We start from the raw sequence: 18,449 nt of genomic DNA on the forward strand, positions 1-18,449 counted from the left end.
TCAGTTGCCGGGCTTCACGCCGGTGATCATGACGTTGTAGAAGAATCCGCGAGGAACGACGTGGCGGAGCACCTTCTCGTCGACCCAGCTGAGCGTCTTCCAACCACCGAAAGCGAAACGCCCCCAGCCCCAACCGAGCTTCTCCGGCGGAACAGCCGCCTCGAAGGTACGGACCGGCCAGCCGAGCAGCGCCGCGGCGAATTCCTCGGTGGCAGCGTGGACCTGATCGGCGCCGGCGGACTTCGCCATGTTCTCGAGGTCCGTGGGGTCGAACGTGTGGATGTCGACGACAGCTTCGAGAGCTGCTGCACGAGAAGACTCGTCGAGTTCCTCTTGCGGACGACGCCAGTCTGCGAGGAACGGCAGCTTGGTCACGCGTGTGGTTGCTTCCCACGTCGCGCGGCCGAGCCAGCGGGCGTAGAAGTTGCCGACAGTGGTGGGCTCACCGGCGAAGACGAAACGTCCGCCGGGCTTGAGGACACGAAGGACCTCACGCAGCGACTTCTCGACGTCCGGAATGTGGTGCAGCACGGCGTGGCCGACCACCAGGTCGAAGGTGTTGTCCTCGTACGGAATGGTCTCGGCATCGGCAACACGGCCGTCGACCGGAAGGCCGAGGCTTTCGGCATTGCGCAGTGCGACCTTGACCATGCCGGGCGAGAGGTCGGTGACCGAACCGGTCTTGGCGACTCCACCCTGCATCAGGTTCAGGAGGAAGAATCCGGTGCCGCAACCGAGTTCGAGCGCGCGCTCGTACGGGAGCGGCTGATCGCCCGCGACGGCGTCGAAACGACCACGTGCGTAGTCGATGCAGCGCTCGTCGTACGAGATGGACCACTTGTCGTCGTAGGTTTCGGCTTCCCAGTCGTGGTAGAGCACCTGGGCGAGCTTGGTGTCCTTACGAGCGGCCTCGACCTCTTCGGCCGTGGCGTGCGGCCGCGGCGCGGGGTCGACTACCGAGGTGTCGGTAGCGGCGGGCGGCGTGACGGTTGCGTCGTCATTCGGGCTGGCTGTCATGGCGGCTATCCTACTCGCTGGTAAGAGATGAACAAGTTCTAGTTTAGGGGAGCCTACTCGCCCGTGAACTCGGCCTTGCCCGGACCGTTGGCGATGAACGACTCCATGCCGATCGCCTGATCCTTGGTCGCGAACAATCCGGCGAACAGATGCTGCTCGATCTTGAGCCCGGATTCCAGGTCGGTGTTCAGACCCTCGTCGATGGCTGCCTTGGCAGCAGCCAACGCACGTGACGCTCCCCCGACGAACTGCGAGGCCCATGTCCGGGCCGCGGTGTACACGTCGTCGGGAGCGACGACCTCGTCGACCAAACCGATGGCCAACGCCTCGTCAGCCCCGACGAAACGGCCGGTGAAGACCAGATCCTTGGCCTTGGCCGGACCGATCAGACGAGCCAGGCGCTGCGTTCCGCCGCCACCGGGAATGATTCCGAGCAGAATCTCCGGAACTCCGAGCTTGGCGTTGTCTCCGACGATCCGGCGATCGGCCGAGAGTGCAACTTCGAGTCCACCACCGAGTGCGTATCCGGTGATCGCGGCGACGGTCGGCTTCGGGATGGACGCCACGGCGCCGAGTCCGGCCTGCATGCCGCCGATCGCGTCACGGATCTGGCCGTAGTCCATCTCGGCCATTTCCTTGACGTCGGCACCGGCTGCGAAGACTTTCTCGCCGCCGTAGACGATGACGGCCTTGACTGCCTTGTCGACGGTCGCAGCGTGTGCGGCAGCAGCCAACTCGTCCTGAACCTGACGGTTCAGAGCGTTCATGGGCGGACGCGCCAGACGGATGGTGCCGATGCCTTCGGAAACCTCGAGAGTCACAAATTCAGCCATGGTCGAGAGGTTACTTTGCCGCCTTGACCGACCACGGATGCGGCCCGGCGACGTAGTAACCGTCCTGGTTCGGGAACTCGACGCGCAGCGTTTCCTCGTCGGTGATCAACGTAGGCAGGATGACGGGAATCTCCGGCTCGGCTGCGAGTATCTCCGCCACCGAACTGAACTTGGCCAATTCGGTCAGCTGACTCCACGTCGGCGGCAACAGGATGCTGCCACCCTCCCGCCAGTGCGCCAGCGCGTCCTGCGGGCTCTGCCAACGAACCTCGGCGGCCTCGGAGGTGACGCCGTCCGCGATCTGTCCGGTCGGTGACGCTGCGACGAAGAAGCGCGTGTCGTAGCGGCGGGTCTCGCCCACCGGCGTGATCCAGTTCGCCCACGGCCGCAGCAGATCCGTGCGCAGGACCAGGTTCTCCTTCTTCAGGAAATCGCTGAACGACAGCTCGTGCTTTTCGAGAGCTACTCGGTCCTGTGCATAGCCGGCCGTGTCCGCGACGACCGTGTCAGCCGTGGGGCCGGCCAGCAGGACACCGCACTCCTCGAAAGTTTCCCGCACCGCAGCCAAGACGAGAGCCTTCGCCCGAGCAACATCCGTGCTGAACCGCTCGGCCCACCACTCGACCGACGGTCCGGCCCACTCGACCTCGGCCGTCGCATCGGACTTGTCGACGCCGCCGCCGGGGAAGACCGTCATGCCCCCGGCAAACGCCATCCCCTGTACTCGTTGAAGCAGGAAGATCTCGATCCCGGATTCGGCATCGCGCACCAAGATGACGGTCGACGCATCCTTGGGCTCGGGGACAGCGTTTGTATTCTCGTTAGCCATGCTTCGCGAACCTACGCGATCTGTGATCTGGGACGCATTTCAGGTCCCACTGAAGCTCACGCGCGATGAGCTCCGGACGGTCTCGCGCGGCGCGCGAAGTATCGGCCGTCCGCCTTGTCGAGGCTGATGGACTGGCTGAATGCCGCGCTCAGATTTTCGGCGGTGATGACGTCGTCCAGAAGCCCCTGGGAGACGACCTCCCCTTCCTTGAGAAGGAGTGCGTGGGTGAATCCCGGCGGGATTTCCTCGACGTGATGGGTGATCAGGACGGTTGCCGGGGCGTCCGGATCGGCAGCCAGTTCGGCGAGTCTGGCCACAAGTTCCTCACGGCCACCGAGGTCGAGCCCGGCGGCGGGCTCGTCCAGGAGAAGAAGTTCGGGATCGGTCATCAAGGCTCGCGCGATGAGGACGCGCTTGCGCTCGCCTTCGGAAAGCGTCCCGTACGTCCGATCCGCCAGGTGCTCGGCGCCGAGGCTTTCGAGCATCTCCACAGCGCGCGAGGTGTCCATGGATTCGTACTCCTCGCGCCACCGACCGAGAACGGCGTAGCCCGCCGACACGACGAGGTCGCTGACCTTCTCGTCGCCGGGCACGCGGTTCGCCAACGACGACGAGGACAAACCGATTCGCGGGCGCAACTCGTTGACGTCGACCTTGCCGAGAACTTCGCCAAGGAGGTGGGCAGAACCACTGGTCGGGAAAGTCTCACCGGCCGCGATGCGCAGCAGCGAGGTCTTGCCGGCACCATTGGGTCCGAGCACCACCCATCGCTCGTCCAGCTCCACTTTCCAGGTGACGGGCCCCACGAGAGTGGACCCTCCCCGACGGATGAGTACGTTGTCGAAATCGATGAGCAGATCTGGATCAGGTAGCGGCACCCGAACATCTTCCCGCACATTCTCCGGCCGTTCACGGCAGGATCATCTTGCGTGTCGCCTCTCATCGAAACTCACACCCCGACGCCCGGGTCTCCGTTCCCACTCGGCGCCCACATCGTGGACTCCGGAACCCAGTTCGCGGTCCACGCCCCAGCTGCGTCGAGCGTCCAGATCTGCCTGATCGACCAGGACGGAAACGAAGATCGCGTCGAACTTCGGCAACACACGTACGGAATCTGGCACGGAATCATCTCCGGGATCGGTGCGGGGCAGCGTTACGGAATTCGGGCGTCCGGCCCGTGGAATCCGCGCGCCGGGCTGAGACTTAATCCACACAAGCTGCTCGTCGATCCGTGGGCGCGCCGCATCGAGGGGGGTCTCGGTGATCACCGTGCCCTCCTGTCGTACGCCGGCGATCCCTTCGGCGACCCGTCGACGGTCGACTCGCTCGGCCACGTGCCGCTGTCCGTGGTGACTCCCGGCCTCGCGCCCGCCGGAGCCCGCCTCGAGACGCCGTGGGAGGAAAGCGTCATCTACGAACTGCATGTGGGCGCGTACACCGCCGGTCATCCAGGAGTACCCGCCGCCCACCGCGGAACGTACCTCGGCCTGACGGCACCGGCCGTGATCGATCACTTCGTCTCACTCGGCGTCACTGCCGTGGAACTGCTTCCCGTACAGGCATTTCTGACCGAACACAGCGTCCGCGAGCGAGGGATGCGCAACCACTGGGGATACTCGACGGCGTCGTACTTCGCCCCGCATCCCGGATACGCGGCAACTCCGGGCGGCGAAGTCACCGAGTTCCGGATCATGGTCGACGCACTACACGCGGCAGGCATCGAGGTCGTCCTCGACGTCGTCTACAACCACACCTGCGAGCAGAGTGTCGACGGAATCAGTGTCAGCTGGCGAGGTTTGGACGGCCCCGGCTATTACCTTCTCGACGGCGACGGCCGCGACATCGACCTGACCGGGTGCGGCAACACGGTCGACGCCTGCTCCCCCATCGCCGTCCGCATGATCACCGACAGCCTCCGCTACTGGGCCACCGAAATGGGTGTCGACGGCTTCCGATTCGATCTCGCGAGCGCGTTGGGTAGGCCGCGCGGCGGCGGCTTCGACCAGCGGGCGTCCATCTTGTCGGCCATCTCCTCCGATCCGGTACTGACCCGGTGCAAGCTCATCGCCGAACCGTGGGATGCCACTGCCGACGGTTACCAGGTCGGAAACTTCGGACTCCAATGGTCGGAATGGAACGACAAGTACCGCAGCACCATTCGCCAGTTCTGGAACGGCGGCTCCAGCGTCCGGAAGGTCGCGTCGCGCCTCGCCGGTTCTGAGGACATCTTTGCCGGCAGCGGCCGTCGCCCATGGGCGTCGATCAACTTCGTCACAGCGCACGACGGGTTCACCGCCGCCGATCTGGTCGCGTACAACCACAAGCACAACGAAGCCAACGGTGAAGACAATCGTGACGGCGCCGATCACAACGATTCGTTCAACCACGGAATCGAAGGCCCGAGCACCGATCCCGAGATTCAGGACGCCAGGGCACGTCATGTACGGGCGCTACTGGCCACGCTCGTGCTGTCGACAGGCACACCGATGCTCACCGCCGGAGACGAGTTCGGCCACAGTCTCGGCGGAAACAACAACGCGTATTGTGTTCCCACACTTGCCTCCCCAGCCGATTCGTGGGCCCTGGACTGGACGGCGGCCGATCAGTCGTTGGTGCAGTTCGTCTCCCGAGCGTTCGGATTACGCCGAACGGCACCGGCGTTGCGTCAGCCCGAATTCTTCGAAGGCAGAAGAAGACTGGAGCACCCGGACCTCGTCTGGTTCGACGCTGCCGGCGTCGAGTTCGACGACACCGCATGGTACGACGAGAGTCACCGAACGCTGCAGGCCTGGATCGACGGAGCCGACGTTCGGTCTCACACTCGAACCGGGCGCCCACTCGGTGACGACAGTTGGCTCCTGATCCTGCATTCCGGTGGACCGGTTCAGGTCACCGTCGGCACTCCGGAATGGTTCGACGGCACCTTGACTGCATCGTTCGATTCGGCGTCACCCACCGGAGAACCTGCCTCCACGGCCGAAGTTCCCGTCGGCACCGAGATTTCGCTGACCGGCCCCACGGTCTTGGCCTTACGTTCCGTGACACGTCCTCCGGTCACCGCTGCTGTCATGGAATCCGGCAGCACCTTGATGAGGAATTGAATGGTCGGTCCGATCCCGAAGGCGTACAACACTGTTCCGACGCCGACGGTTCCACCGAGGAGCCATCCGGTCGTGAGGACCGCGATCTCGATGCTGGTACGCACGAGCCTGACCGACAGACCTGTGCGAGCGACCAGTCCGGTCATCAATCCGTCGCGGGGGCCCGGCCCCATGCCCGCGCCGATGTAGAGAACGCTGGCCAGTCCGTTGAGGAGGATTCCCGCGACCATGATCACGGCTCGAACTGGCATGGAATCAAAGACCGGCAAGAAGGCCAGTGAGGTATCCACCGAGATGGCAATTACAACGACATTGGCGACCGTTCCGAATCCCGGCCGCTGACGGATCGGAATCCAGAGCAGCAGTACCACCGCACCGGTAATCGCAGTGATCACGCCGAAACTGAGCGAAACATGCTCGGCCACGCCCTGATGGAACACATCCCAGGGATCCAGACCAAGACCGGCTGTGATCATCATGGCCATCGAGAAGCCGTACAACCACAGACCAACGAACAGCGAGGCGAATCTCCGTATCAACACCCGACCATCTTGATGGCCACTGGACTGTTCATCCATAGCCAAGTTTCCGATACTGGACTGGTCGGTTGCGTCTCTACGGAACCGCGATGACTGTCATGGAGCCTGGTGCCACTTCCGTGAAACCAGCGTCACGAACCGCGACGGCCTCCGACTTCTTCAGCCGAACTACTGCTTCGGCCCACTGTTCCGGGCTCGCGTCGCGCACCGAGCAGCGAAAGTCGTTCTGCGCCCAGGCCCAGCACTGTTTCTCGGACATGGCCGCCGCCAACAACATCGAGGCATGCCCGACCTGTGCCGACGCCTTGCCAACCGTCATCTCGAGCGCCGAGTCGATCCACAGCACCGGAAGACCAGGCTCCGGCGGGCCAGGCTCGTCGTGCTCGAGATCGGTCCCACCGATCTGCAACTTCTTGATTCGCGGGTCCAGTTCTCCGACCGGCCCGGGAACCAGAGCCCGCGCCTGCGCGCCATCCACATCGACGGTGATTCCCGGTACCTCCTGCGCGGCGAGCCACTGCGCTCCTCGCGCTCGACGAGACACCTTCCGAATCCGGGCACCCACCCACGCCGAATAGTCCTCGTGCCAGGGGCCGGGTTCCCCGTCTTCGGTGAACCCGACGCGTTCGTCCAGACACAGCGCCACAGCCGCCGTTGCCGCAGCCTCGAGCAGTGCGGTGCGCTTGGGCGGGTCTGCCTTCGGAATGTGCAGAACGATCGGCATCGCCAACACCAGCGCCGGATCCGCGGGATCGTCTCGCCCTCCGTACCCAGCAGCCAGCACCGCGTGGCGCTCGCGCCAGCGCGAATCGGGGCCGGACATCACAGCTGGATCGGAACTGAATGCTGGATCGGAACTCATGGAATCGGTACGCGTCGCACGCCACCGTCGACGGCGTCCGCAGCCTCGACCTCGTCGCGGGTCACACCGAGAATGAACAGCACAGCGTCGAGGAAGGGATGCGACAACGCAGCATCTGCGACCTCCCGCAACGCAGGCTTGGCGTTGAACGCCACGCCCAGGCCCGCGGCGTTGAGCATGTCGATGTCGTTGGCACCGTCACCGACGGCGACGGTCTGTTCCATCGGCACACCGACCTGATCGGCGAACTTGCGCAGCGCAACGGCCTTCGCGGCGCGGTCGACGATTTCACCGATCACACGTCCGGTCAGCTTGCCGTCGACGATTTCGAGGGTGTTGGCGTGCACGAAGTCCAGTTCGAGTTCGTGTGCGAGGCCTTCGATGACCTGCCGGAAGCCACCCGACACCACGCCGCAGTGGAATCCGAGACGGCGCAGGGTGCGAATCGTGGTTCGCGCACCCGGCGTCAGTTCGATGCTCTCTGCCACCTCGTCGATGACGGAGGCGTCGAGACCGGCGAGTGTCGCCACACGCTGGTGCAGTGATTCGGTGAAGTCGATCTCGCCGCGCATCGCAGCTTCGGTGACGGCGCGGACCTCGTCCTCGACGCCGGCCTTCGCGGCGAGCATCTCGATGACCTCGCCCTGGACGAGCGTCGAGTCCACGTCGAACACGATCAGACGCTTGGCCCGGCGAGCGAGACCTGCGCGCTCGACCGCGATGTCGACGTTTTCGAGAGCGGCGACCTCGGCGAGTCCGGTGCGCAGCTTCGCGTCGCCGTCGGCCGTATCGGCCGCGCTGACGCTGAGTTCGAGGCCGGTGACCGGATAGTCGGCGACACCACGGATGGAATCGATGTTTGCGCCCTGCTTCGCGAGTTCGCGTGCAACCGATCGCATTGCGCGAGCATTGACCGGGCTACCGAGAACAACGACCGCGTGGGTGGACACCGCGGGCCGTCCGGGATCGGCACCGATTTCGATGTCGACGTTCATTCCGACCGTCGCCATCGCCTGTTCGAGTTCTTCCTGAAGCGCTTCGGGATCGTTCGGGCAGGCAACCATGACACCGAGTGTCAGTCGACCTCGAATCACCACCTGCTCCACGTCGAGTAGACGCACATCGTGCCGCGACAGCGCCGCGAACAGTACCGAGGTGACGCCAGGGCGGTCCGGCCCGGTCACAGTCACCAGAACAGTGGTGTCAGAGGCACCCACCGAAAACTCCGATCGTTTCTTCGTTCGCGTCTTGATCGTCACTATTGTGCCAAGCGAAAGGCCCCACCCGTTACTCGGGCGGGGCCTTCGCTGATTACTTCAGTGTGTTACTTCGCTCAGGAGCGGCTGTCGGTTCCGGGGTCGCCTTCGTCCCCGACCGTGAGCGGCTCGTGACGAGCATCTTCGAGCACGGTGCTGGCGTTCTTCCCGCCGTGGCCGGGGCCGACGTGCGCTTCCGCGCGCATCCGCTCCACCATGTGCGGGTAGTGCAGCTCGAACGCCGGACGCTCGCTACGGATGCGCGGCAACTCGGTGAAGTTGTGACGCGGCGGCGGGCAGGTGGTTGCCCACTCCAGCGAGTTTCCGTAACCCCACGGATCGTCGACGGTGACCACCTCGCCGTAGCGGTAGCTCTTGAAGACGTTCCAGATGAACGGAAGCGTCGAGGCACCGAGTACGAAGGCAAAGATCGTGGACACCGAGTTCAGAACCGTGAACCCGTCCGAGGGCAGGTAGTCGGCGTAACGACGCGGCATACCTTCGGCACCGAGCCAGTGCTGAACGAGGAACGTGCCGTGGAAACCGACGAACGTGGTCCAGAAGTGCCACTTGCCGAGGCGCTCGTCCATCATGCGACCGGTCATCTTCGGGAACCAGAAGTAGATACCGGCGTACGTGGCGAACACGACCGTGCCGAAGACCACGTAGTGGAAGTGGGCGACGACGAAGTAGCTGTCGGTGACGTGGAAGTCGAGCGGCGGGCTCGCGAGGATGACACCCGACAGACCACCGAAGAGGAAGGTGATCAGGAAGCCGATCGAGAACAGCATCGGCGATTCGAAGGTCAACTGTCCCTTCCACATCGTGCCGATCCAGTTGAAGATCTTCACACCTGTCGGCACGGCGATCAGGAACGTCATGAACGAGAAGTACGGCAGGAGAACAGCGCCGGTTGCGTACATGTGGTGGGCCCACACAGCGATCGACAGAGCGGCGATGGCCAACGTTGCGTACACCAGGCCGCTGTAGCCGAAGATCGGCTTACGGCTGAAGACCGGGAAGATCTCCGAGACGATGCCGAAGAACGGCAGCGCGATGATGTACACCTCGGGGTGACCGAAGAACCAGAACAGGTGCTGCCACAGGAGCACACCGCCCGTTGCCGGGTCGAAGATGTGCCCACCGAGATGGCGGTCGACGAACAAGCCCATGAATGCAGCGGTCAGCAGCGGGAACGCCAGCAGGATCAGGATGCTGGTGATGAAGATGTTCCAGGTGAAGATCGGCATGCGGAACATGGTCATACCGGGTGCGCGCAGGCAGATCACGGTGGTGACCATGTTGACGCCACCGAGGATGGTGCCGAGGCCGGCGACGGCCAGACCCAGGACCCACAGGTCGGCGCCGACGCCGGGGCTGTGCAGCGCGCTGGTCAGCGGCGTGTATGCCGTCCAACCGAAGTCTGCTGCGCCACCGGGCGTGACGAATCCGGCCGTCGTGATGATCGCACCGAACAGGTACAGCCAGTAGCTGAACGCGTTCAGGCGCGGGAACGCGACGTCGGGTGCACCGATCTGGAGCGGAAGAATGTAGTTCGCGAAGCCGAAGACGATCGGGGTCGCGTACAGCAGCAGCATGATCGTGCCGTGCATGGTGAACAGCTGGTTGAACTGTTCGTTGGAAAGGAACTGCATGCCGGGTACAGCAAGTTCGGCACGCATCATCAGTGCCATGAGGCCACCGATGAGGAAGAAGGCGATGGAAGTCGCCAAGTACATGATTCCGAGCACCTTGGGATCGGTGGTCGTGATCATCTTGAAAATGAATGAGCCCTTGGGTCCCTGCCGCGGCGGGTAAGGCCTGGCCGGCGCTATCGTGGGGACTGGCTGGGGCGCTACGGCAGTCACTGATCCTCCTGAATGTGCCTTTGGTCGCTCCGCAGACTCCGTCAAAGAGCCCTTGGTTGCGCCCGCAGGGTCCGTCGCCCGGGCTGCGGACAACGGCTTCTGGCTTGCGCTCATCGAATCGTAGACCGTGACTCCGAGGCACCGCGACCCGGTCCTACTCTGCGTCGTACTCGAGCATCCGTTTTTCACGGCACCGAACGAACGACCTGCGGTTTATGTTCCCCCGGGAGTCCGAACCCACTTCCGAATCGGCGTGTCGTGCGCGTCGAAGAATTCGGTCGGTGTCCGTTTTCGGCCAACCTCTCCACTGATAAGGTCACCCTCGCCTAACTCATCTCAGGAGCCAATCAGTGAAATTCTTTCCCCGCCGGGCCGCGCTGGTAGCGGTCGCAGCTTCGATCGCCTTGGTCGTTCCAGCGTGCTCGAGTAACGACGAGCCCGCTGCAACCACCATCTCGACCGAGTCGGGCGCATTTCCCCGTACCGTCGAGCACTTCCGCGGAAGCACCGAAATCCCGGCCGCACCCCAGCGGATCGTCGCGCTCGACAACAGCTTCACCGACGCCGTCCTTCTCCTCGAATCCCCGCTCGTCGGCTACGTCGACTACCGCGAGCCCGGTCTGCCCGACTACCTCGGATCCTCCCGGGAGGAATTCGCCCCGGACGCCGTCTCGGTCGGCACGGTCAGCAGCGCAAGCCTCGAGAAGATCGCCGCACTGCAGCCGGACCTCATCATCTCCGCCGAGGTCCGCGACGGGAAGAACTACGAGCAGCTCTCCGCAATCGCGCCCACCGTCTTCACCCAGACAACCGGTCCGACGTGGAAGGACAACATCCGCGTAGTCGGTCAAGCGCTGGGCAAGGAATCGCTGGCCGAGGCGAAAATCTCCGAATACGAAACTCGCGCGGCTGCCGTCGGCAAGGAAATCAACGAGAAGGCGAACAACCCGGTCATCTCGGTAGTCCGGTTCGCCGGTGAACCGACCGCACGCCTCTACCGCACTACCTCGTTCAGCGGCATCGTTCTTCAGGATGCCGGGCTGAAGCGCCCGGACAACCAGGGACCCGACCCCGCCGATGCCGGCAACATCATGATGAAGATCAGCCCCGAGCTGATCAACGAAGCCGACGCGGACGTCATCTTCATCAGCACCTGGCAGGACGCCGAGGGCAAGAGCGCCGAAGCTGCGAAGCCATTCCTCGAGAGCCCGCTGTGGCAGACCCTTCGAGGACGCAAGGTGGACGTGGACGATTCACGGTGGATGTCGCCGGTCAGCATCCAGGGCGCGCACATGATCCTCGACGACCTCTCGGACACGTTCGAGGTGGACAAGCAGAACAGCTGAGTCGAACAGCTAACCTGAACGGCGCCCGCTCACACAGGAAGCCGTCGACTTGTCTGTTCTCTCACGCACGTCTGTTCTCTCACGCACGACCGCCCGCACGTCCGTTCGTCGTGTCTCGATCCTGGGGATCGCCGCCACGATGCTCGTCCTCGGTGGTTGCTCGTCCGACTCGTCGGACGATCCCGCGAGCACCATCGTCCGGACCACTACGTCGATCGCCGGTGCCGGCGTGATGGGCATCGAACGCGACACCGCCACCGCGTGCCCGACGCCGACGCAAGCCGACCCGGGAGCGGGCCCCGGGGTGAAGCGTCGAGTCGTACACACTGCGGGTGAAACCGAGGTTCCTTCCGATCCCCAACGGATCGTGGTCCTCGACAGCGTCTCGATGGACGCCGTGTGCGCCCTCGGCCTGTGGGAGCGGGTAGTGGGCGCCGCGACCGGTGTCGACTCACCTCAACCGTCGTACCTGGGTTTCGGCATCTCGGAGATTCCGAGTGTCGGCCCCGTGAGCACACCTGACGTCAACGCCGTGAAGGCCGCCGCGCCGGACTTGATCCTCGGGTCCAGTCCGGCGTCCGACGGCTTGTACGGGCAACTCGACGCCATCGCCCCCACCGTGTTCGCGGGCTCGGATCCCGTGTACTGGAAAGCGCAGTTCGCCCTCGCCGGCCAGGCACTGGGCCGTTCGTCCGCGGCTGCGACGGAGCTCGACCGCTACCAGCAGGACGTCGTGCAGCTCGGCGACGCATTGAATGCATCGCAGACGCAGGCATCAGTGGTTCGGTTCGGTTCGAAGGACCTACAGATCGAGGGCCCTGCATCCTTCGCCGGACAGATCCTCAGCGACGTCGGCGTCCGGCGCCCACCGGCGCAGCGATTGACCGATGCGACCACGGCACCGATTCCGGCCGACGATCTGAGCGTCGCCGAAGGTGACTTGATCTACGTCCTCTTCGACGGGCCGAACGGCCGTACCTACGGCACCGAGATCATGAAGAGCGACCAGTGGCAAGACCTCGCCGCCGCCACCGACCGGCGTGTGTTCGTCGCTGAAGACGACATCTGGAACGGAAACGGGATGACTGCCGCCCGCGCCGTATTGGCGGACTTGAAGGGAACCTTGAACGGATATGCGAGCTGACTGGGACGAACCACAACTCCGACATTCGAAGCGGCTCGCCACAACTGTGACGGTCGGGTTCTGATCATGCCGATCCCGGAATTCATTGTCGCTTTGCGCGAGAAGGTCGGTCATGCGCCGCTCTGGCTGTCCGGAGTGAGCGTCGTGATCCGCGACGACGACGGTCGGGTCCTGCTCACCCGTCGCGCCGACAACGGTCAGTGGGCCGTCGTGTCCGGCGTTCTCGAGCCTGGGGAGGAACCGTCGGCGGCGGCGGTGCGCGAGGCGAAGGAAGAAACCGGCGTCGACGCCGAATTGATTCGGATCACGAGTGTCGATGTCACAGAGCCCATTACGTACCCCAACGGCGACGTGACTCAGTACCTCGACGTGTGTTTCCTGGCCAGGTGGACCGGCGGAGATGCACACGTGGCGGACGACGAAAACCTCGAGGTCGCGTGGTTCGCGCCGAGCGCACTGCCTTCGGACATGACGGAAACCTCGCGTCTGCGCCTCGCAAAAGCGTTGCTGGACAAGCCGGAAGCGTGGTTTCAGCGCTAGCCCGCTCTCAATACACGGCCGAAGCCCGATTCCCGCGTGTGCAGGAGTCGGGCTTCGGCATGTAGGTCGCTCTCTAGAAATCCCAGTCGTCGTCTTCGGTGTTGACGGCCTTGCCGATGACGTAGGAGCTACCCGAGCCGGAGAAGAAGTCGTGATTCTCGTCCGCATTCGGTGAAAGTGCCGACAGGATAGCCGGATTGACGTCCGTCTCGTCCTTCGGGAAGAGTCCTTCGTAGCCGAGATTGTTGAGCGCCTTGTTGGCGTTGTAGCGCAGGAACTTCTTGACATCCTCGGTCAGACCGACGCCGTCGTAGAGGTCCTGGGTGTAGTCGACCTCGTTCTCGTAGAGCTCGAAGAGCAACTCGAACGTGTAGTTCTTGAGCTCTTCACGCTCGGCCTCGGTGAGCTGTTCGAGGCCCTTCTGGTACTTGTAGCCGATGTAGTACCCGTGCACGGCCTCGTCGCGGATGATGAGGCGGATGAGGTCTGCGGTGTTGGTGAGCTTGGCTCGCGAGGACCAGTACATCGGCAGGTAGAAGCCGGAGTAGAAGAGGAAGCTCTCGAGGAGCGTCGATGCGACCTTACGCTTGAGCGGCGACTCGCCGTTGTAGTAGTCGAGAACGATCTGCGCCTTGCGCTGCAGGTTGGGGTTCTCCTCCGACCAGCGGAACGCGTCGTCGATGTCGGGGGTGGAGCACAGCGTCGAGAAGATCGAGCTGTAACTCTTCGCGTGCACCGATTCCATGAAGGCAATGTTGGTGTACACCGCTTCTTCGTGGGGAGTGATCGCGTCCGGGATGAGGCTGACGGCGCCGACCGTTCCCTGGATGGTGTCGAGCAGCGTCAGGCCCGTGAAGACGCGCATGGTGAGCTGCTGCTCCTGCGCGGTCAGCGTTCCCCAGGACGGGATGTCGTTGGAGACCGGCACCTTTTCGGGCAGCCAGAAGTTGCTGACGAGGCGATCCCATACCTCGGCGTCCTTCTCGTCCTGGACGCGATTCCAGTTGATGGCGGAAACGCGACTGACCAGCTTGACCATAATTCCTACCTAGCGAGAGAGATACTGCCGAATGTTGGCTTGCCTGAACACTACCCGTTGTGTCGGGTCCGCGATGCCAACACAACAACATGTGTCGCACGCGCCCCTCCACGAGTACAAAAAATGTGATATCAATTAAATATCACTTACCGATGGAAAGCGAGTCTCGCATGACCAGCACACCCACCGTGGCCGAGAAACCGACCGGTGTCGCCACCACAACGATCGCCGAACGCCCAGGCTGGGACCTGTCCGGCAGCTGGATGCTCCTCGGCGGCGTCCTTCTCTTCCTGGCCGGAATCGCGCTGTCCGTCGTTGGCGGAGTTCTGGGACTCTTCGCCCTGATTCCGGTCGGAGTGGTGCTGTTCATCGCGTCACTCCCCCTCCTGATGGGCCTGACCTTGGTGCAACCGAATCAAGCCCGAGTTCTGCAACTTCTCGGAAGCTCGTACAGCGGCACCCTGCGCACGCCGGGACTGCGATGGACAAACCCGCTGACGGTCCGTCGATCGATCTCGACGCGCATCCGAAACCATGAGACCGGTCAGGCGAAAGTGAACGACGCCGACGGCAATCCCATCGAGATCTCGGCGGTGGTCGTCTGGCAGGTGGCCGACACAGCGCTCGCCTCGTTCCAGGTGGACGATTACGAGGAGTTCGTCTCCGTACAGACCGAGGCGGCCGTCCGCCATATCGCCGGTAGCTACCCGTACGACGCCGAAGGCCGAGTCTCGTTGCGCGAGAACGCCGATATCATCACCACCACCTTGTCGGAGGAGGTTCACGCCCGCGTGCGTGCGGCGGGTGTCGAAGTTATCGAGACACGCATCAACAGGCTCTCGTATGCACCGGAGATCGCCAGCGCGATGCTTCGGCGCCAGCAAGCGGGTGCTGTGATAGCCGCCCGCAAGCAAATCGTCGAAGGCGCGGTGTCCATGGTCGACATGGCACTCAAGCAGCTCGAGGAGAAGCACGTCGTCGAACTCGACGAGGAACGCAAGGCCACGATGATCAGTAACCTTCTGGTCGTGCTGTGCGGCGACCGCGACGCACAACCGGTGCTGAACACCGGTTCGCTCTACCAGTAAAGGAAAGGCCACATGGCCACGGATCCAGCTCCGCGATCCGAGCGTAAGAAGATCCTTCTTCGGTTGGACCCAGCGGTACACGACGCCCTCGCCCGCTGGGCCGCCGACGATCTCCGAAGTACCAACGCCCAGATCGAGTTTCTCCTTCGGCGCGCACTCACCGAGCACGGTCGAATGCCGAAGAATGCCGGCAAGATGCACGGTCCCGGCCGCCCGCCGGCCTGATACCCCTGTGCGCCTTTTCGGTAGTAACCACTACCGAAAAGGCGCACGGGGGCGGAGCCCTTTACAGCATGCAGGAAACGCAGCCCTCGACCTCGGTGCCTTCGAGTGCCATCTGACGCAGACGGATGTAGTACAGCGTCTTGATGCCCTTACGCCACGCGTAGATCTGCGCCTTGTTGATGTCGCGAGTGGTTGCGGTGTCCTTGAAGAACAGCGTCAGCGACAGGCCCTGGTCGACGTGTTGCGTTGCGGCAGCATAGGTGTCGACGATCTTCTCGTACCCGATTTCGTAGGCATCCTGGTAGTACTCCAGGTTGTCGTTGGTCAGGTAGGGCGCCGGGTAGTAGACGCGGCCGATCTTGCCTTCCTTGCGGATCTCGATCTTCGACGCCACCGGGTGGATGGAGCTGGTGGAGTAGTTGATGTACGAGATCGAGCCGGTCGGCGGGACGGCCTGAAGGTTCTGGTTGTAGATACCGTGCTTCTGAACCGAAGCCTTCAGCTCACGCCAGTCGTCCTGAGTGGGGATGTGCAGCTTCGCATCGGCGAAGAGTCCGCGAACCTTGTCGGTTGCCGGCTCCCAAGCCTGATCGGTGTACTTGTCGAAGAATTCACCCGAGGCGTACTTCGACTCCGGGAAACCCTTGAAGTACGAGCCGCGCTCGATGGCGATCTTGTTCGACGCACGCAGTGCGTGGAAGAGCACGGTGTAGAAGTAGATGTTCGTGAAGTCGATGCCTTCTTCGCTGCCGTAGAAGATCCGCTCACGAGCGAGGTATCCGTGCAGGTTCATCTGACCGAGGCCGATGGCGTGAGAGTCGTTGTTGCCCTGCTCGATCGACGGCACCGAGTAGATGTGCGTCTGATCGGACACCGCCGTCAATCCGCGGATCGACACTTCGATGGTCTTGGCGAAGTCGGGCGAGTCCATGGTCTTCGCGATGTTCAGCGAACCCAGGTTGCAGGAGATGTCCTTGCCGACCTTCGAGTAGGACAGGTCGTCGTTGAACAGTGAAGGCGTCGAAACCTGCAGGATCTCCGAGCACAGGTTCGAGTGCGTGATCTTGCCCTCGATCGGGTTTGCCCGGTTCACCGTGTCCTCGAACATGATGTAGGGGTAGCCCGATTCGAACTGCAATTCGGCGACGGTCTGGAAGAACTCGCGAGCTTTGATCTTGGACTTGCGAATTCGCTTGTCGTCGACCATCTCGTAGTACTTCTCGGAGACGTTGATGTCGGAGAACGGAACTCCGTAGATGCGCTCGACGTCGTACGGCGAGAACAAGTACATGTCCTCGTTCTTCTTCGCCAGCTCGAACGTGATGTCCGGGATCACGACGCCGAGTGAGAGCGTCTTGATACGGATTTTCTCGTCGGCGTTCTCACGCTTGGTGTCGAGGAACCGGTAGATGTCGGGGTGGTGCGCATGCAGGTACACAGCACCGGCACCCTGACGCGCACCCAGCTGGTTGGCGTAGGAGAACGAGTCCTCGAGAAGCTTCATGATCGGGATGACACCCGAACTCTGGTTCTCGATCTTCTTGATCGGGGCGCCGTGCTCACGAACGTTGGTGAGCAGCAAGGCAACTCCGCCACCGCGCTTGGACAGCTGCAGTGCCGAGTTGATGGAGCGACCGATGGACTCCATGTTGTCTTCGATACGAAGCAGGAAGCAGGACACGGGCTCACCGCGCTGCTTCTTGCCCGAGTTCAGGAACGTCGGGGTGGCGGGCTGGAAGCGTCCGGCGATGATCTCGTCGACGAGTTCGACGGCCAGGTCTTCGTTGCCTGCGGCCAGGGTGAGCGCAACCATGCAGACACGATCTTCGAAACGCTCGAGGTAGCGCTTACCGTCGAAGGTCTTGAGCGTGTAGGAGGTGTAGTACTTGAATGCACCCAGGAACGTCGGGAAGCGGAACTTCTTGGCGTACGCGTGATCGATCAGGAACTTCACGAAAGTACGTGAGTACTGATCGAGAACCTCGGGCTCGTAATAGTTTTCCTCGACGAGGTAGTCCAGCTTCTCGTCGAGGTTGTGGAAGAACACGGTGTTCTGGTTGACGTGCTGCAAGAAGTACTGACGGGCTGCAGCGACATCCATCTCGAACTGGATCTCACCGTTGGCGCCGTACAGGTTGAGCATGGCGTTGAGTGCGTGGTAGTCGAGACCGTTGGTGGAATCGCCGCCGCGCGCATCACGCTCTACGCTTCCTGCCGCGATCGTGTCAGTGATGGTTGGCGCCACTGCCCGTGCTCCTTCTCTGTTTCGAAATGATTCCAGAACTCCCCCAAGCCTTCTCGTACCCGGTCGACGTCCTCGGCAGTGCCCATGAGTTCGAACCGGTACAGAAAAGGAACGTGGCATTTCTGGGAAATGATGTTTCCTGCATAGCAAAAGGACTCACCGAAATTGGTGTTTCCCGCCGCGATCACTGCTCTGATCAACGACCTGTTGTGTGGATTGTTCAAAAAACGAATGACCGGCTTCGGTACATAACTGGAGTCGCGCCCTGTCACGGTGACCCCGCCACCATAGGTGGGCAGAATCAGCACATAGGGCTCGTCTACACGAAATGAGCCGTCACGGTCATGGATAGGTATACGTGTCGCAGGCAGGCCGAGACGTTGAACGAATCGGTGGGTGTTCTCCGACACGCTGGAAAAATAGACCAGCGAAGTCATCGGTTGTCACCATTTTCTTGTACGGTGCCCGGAACTACTCAGATGTGTCGGCGGAGGTGTCCACCGCCGACACTGCGGCG

At 62.8% G+C, this 18,449-nt stretch carries 16 protein-coding genes and 1 pseudogene; 6 read left to right on the top strand and 11 right to left on the bottom strand.

What is annotated here, in order from left to right:
- Genes ATN38_RS24315 through ATN38_RS24330 form a run of 4 tightly spaced genes read right to left on the bottom strand, consistent with a single transcriptional unit; the run spans nucleotide 1 to nucleotide 3,557 of the window.
- Nucleotides 1–1,017 (bottom strand): class I SAM-dependent methyltransferase, encoded by a 1,017-nt coding sequence (locus ATN38_RS24315; RefSeq protein WP_003944733.1) that lies wholly within the window; start codon nucleotides 1,015–1,017, stop codon nucleotides 1–3.
- 53 nt (nucleotides 1,018–1,070) lie between these two features.
- On the bottom strand, nucleotides 1,071–1,850 hold the full coding sequence (locus ATN38_RS24320; RefSeq protein WP_003944701.1) for an enoyl-CoA hydratase/isomerase family protein: 780 nt from the start codon (nucleotides 1,848–1,850) through the stop codon (nucleotides 1,071–1,073).
- 10 nt (nucleotides 1,851–1,860) lie between these two features.
- Nucleotides 1,861–2,679: an NUDIX domain-containing protein gene (locus tag ATN38_RS24325; RefSeq protein WP_029255094.1), complete on the bottom strand. Its 819-nt coding sequence runs from the start codon at nucleotides 2,677–2,679 to the stop codon at nucleotides 1,861–1,863.
- 56 nt (nucleotides 2,680–2,735) lie between these two features.
- A complete protein-coding gene (locus tag ATN38_RS24330) occupies nucleotides 2,736–3,557 on the bottom strand; it encodes an ABC transporter ATP-binding protein (RefSeq protein WP_003944728.1) in 822 nt (273 codons plus the stop codon).
- 51 nt (nucleotides 3,558–3,608) lie between these two features.
- Here ATN38_RS24330 and glgX point away from each other — a divergent pair.
- Nucleotides 3,609–5,651 (top strand): annotated as a pseudogene (gene glgX / locus ATN38_RS24335) (glycogen debranching protein GlgX); the annotation flags it as partial.
- Here glgX and ATN38_RS32945 read toward each other — a convergent pair.
- The 4 genes from ATN38_RS32945 to ctaD form a co-directional block, all read right to left on the bottom strand.
- Nucleotides 5,564–6,358, bottom strand: a complete 795-nt coding sequence (locus ATN38_RS32945) for a YitT family protein (RefSeq protein WP_256932131.1) — start codon at nucleotides 6,356–6,358, stop codon at nucleotides 5,564–5,566. The pseudogene glgX and the gene ATN38_RS32945 overlap by 88 nt on opposite strands.
- Nucleotides 6,359–6,395: 37 nt before the next feature.
- A complete protein-coding gene (locus ATN38_RS24340; protein ID WP_063836273.1) occupies nucleotides 6,396–7,181 on the bottom strand; it encodes a peptidyl-tRNA hydrolase in 786 nt (261 codons plus the stop codon).
- Entirely contained in the window at nucleotides 7,178–8,398 is a 1,221-nt protein-coding gene (gene serB, locus ATN38_RS24345; protein ID WP_003944761.1) for a phosphoserine phosphatase SerB, read from the bottom strand. The genes ATN38_RS24340 and serB overlap by 4 nt, the downstream gene beginning before the upstream one ends.
- Nucleotides 8,399–8,514: 116 nt before the next feature.
- Nucleotides 8,515–10,305 carry a cytochrome c oxidase subunit I gene (ctaD, locus tag ATN38_RS24350; RefSeq protein ID WP_020907234.1) on the bottom strand — a complete coding sequence of 597 codons (1,791 nt, stop codon included), beginning with the start codon at nucleotides 10,303–10,305 and terminating at the stop codon, nucleotides 8,515–8,517.
- Between the two features lie 350 nt (nucleotides 10,306–10,655).
- Between ctaD and ATN38_RS24355 the strand changes: the two genes are divergently transcribed.
- The 3 genes from ATN38_RS24355 to ATN38_RS24365 all read left to right on the top strand — a co-directional run bounded on the left by ATN38_RS24355 (nucleotide 10,656) and on the right by ATN38_RS24365 (nucleotide 13,335).
- On the top strand, nucleotides 10,656–11,651 hold the full coding sequence (locus ATN38_RS24355; protein ID WP_030534954.1) for an ABC transporter substrate-binding protein: 996 nt from the start codon (nucleotides 10,656–10,658) through the stop codon (nucleotides 11,649–11,651).
- Between the two features lie 49 nt (nucleotides 11,652–11,700).
- Nucleotides 11,701–12,795 carry an iron-siderophore ABC transporter substrate-binding protein gene (locus ATN38_RS24360; RefSeq protein WP_218748827.1) on the top strand — a complete coding sequence of 365 codons (1,095 nt, stop codon included), beginning with the start codon at nucleotides 11,701–11,703 and terminating at the stop codon, nucleotides 12,793–12,795.
- Nucleotides 12,796–12,861: 66 nt separating this feature from the next.
- A complete protein-coding gene (locus tag ATN38_RS24365) occupies nucleotides 12,862–13,335 on the top strand; it encodes an NUDIX domain-containing protein (protein ID WP_073512987.1) in 474 nt (157 codons plus the stop codon).
- 73 nt (nucleotides 13,336–13,408) lie between these two features.
- Here the strand turns inward: ATN38_RS24365 and nrdF are convergent, their stop codons facing one another.
- Nucleotides 13,409–14,374, bottom strand: coding sequence for a class 1b ribonucleoside-diphosphate reductase subunit beta (gene nrdF / locus ATN38_RS24370; RefSeq protein ID WP_003944744.1), 966 nt, complete (start codon nucleotides 14,372–14,374; stop codon nucleotides 13,409–13,411).
- 170 nt (nucleotides 14,375–14,544) lie between these two features.
- On the opposite strand from nrdF, the gene ATN38_RS24375 reads away from it, so the two are divergent.
- Nucleotides 14,545–15,462, top strand: coding sequence for an SPFH domain-containing protein (locus ATN38_RS24375; RefSeq protein ID WP_003944699.1), 918 nt, complete (start codon nucleotides 14,545–14,547; stop codon nucleotides 15,460–15,462).
- A gap of 12 nt (nucleotides 15,463–15,474) precedes the next feature.
- Nucleotides 15,475–15,687: a hypothetical protein gene (locus ATN38_RS24380; protein ID WP_003944723.1), complete on the top strand. Its 213-nt coding sequence runs from the start codon at nucleotides 15,475–15,477 to the stop codon at nucleotides 15,685–15,687.
- Nucleotides 15,688–15,748: 61 nt separating this feature from the next.
- Here ATN38_RS24380 and nrdE read toward each other — a convergent pair whose 3' ends face one another.
- On the bottom strand, nucleotides 15,749–17,932 hold the full coding sequence (gene nrdE, locus ATN38_RS24385; RefSeq protein WP_003944756.1) for a class 1b ribonucleoside-diphosphate reductase subunit alpha: 2,184 nt from the start codon (nucleotides 17,930–17,932) through the stop codon (nucleotides 15,749–15,751).
- Nucleotides 17,890–18,369, bottom strand: coding sequence for a class Ib ribonucleoside-diphosphate reductase assembly flavoprotein NrdI (nrdI, locus tag ATN38_RS24390; RefSeq protein ID WP_211920412.1), 480 nt, complete (start codon nucleotides 18,367–18,369; stop codon nucleotides 17,890–17,892). Before nrdI ends, nrdE begins: the two co-directional genes overlap by 43 nt.
- Nucleotides 18,370–18,449 lie beyond the last annotated feature (80 nt).

The sequence above is a fragment of the Rhodococcus sp. FH8 genome, assembly GCF_019266085.1.
Lineage (GTDB): Bacteria > Actinomycetota > Actinomycetes > Mycobacteriales > Mycobacteriaceae > Rhodococcus_F > Rhodococcus_F qingshengii.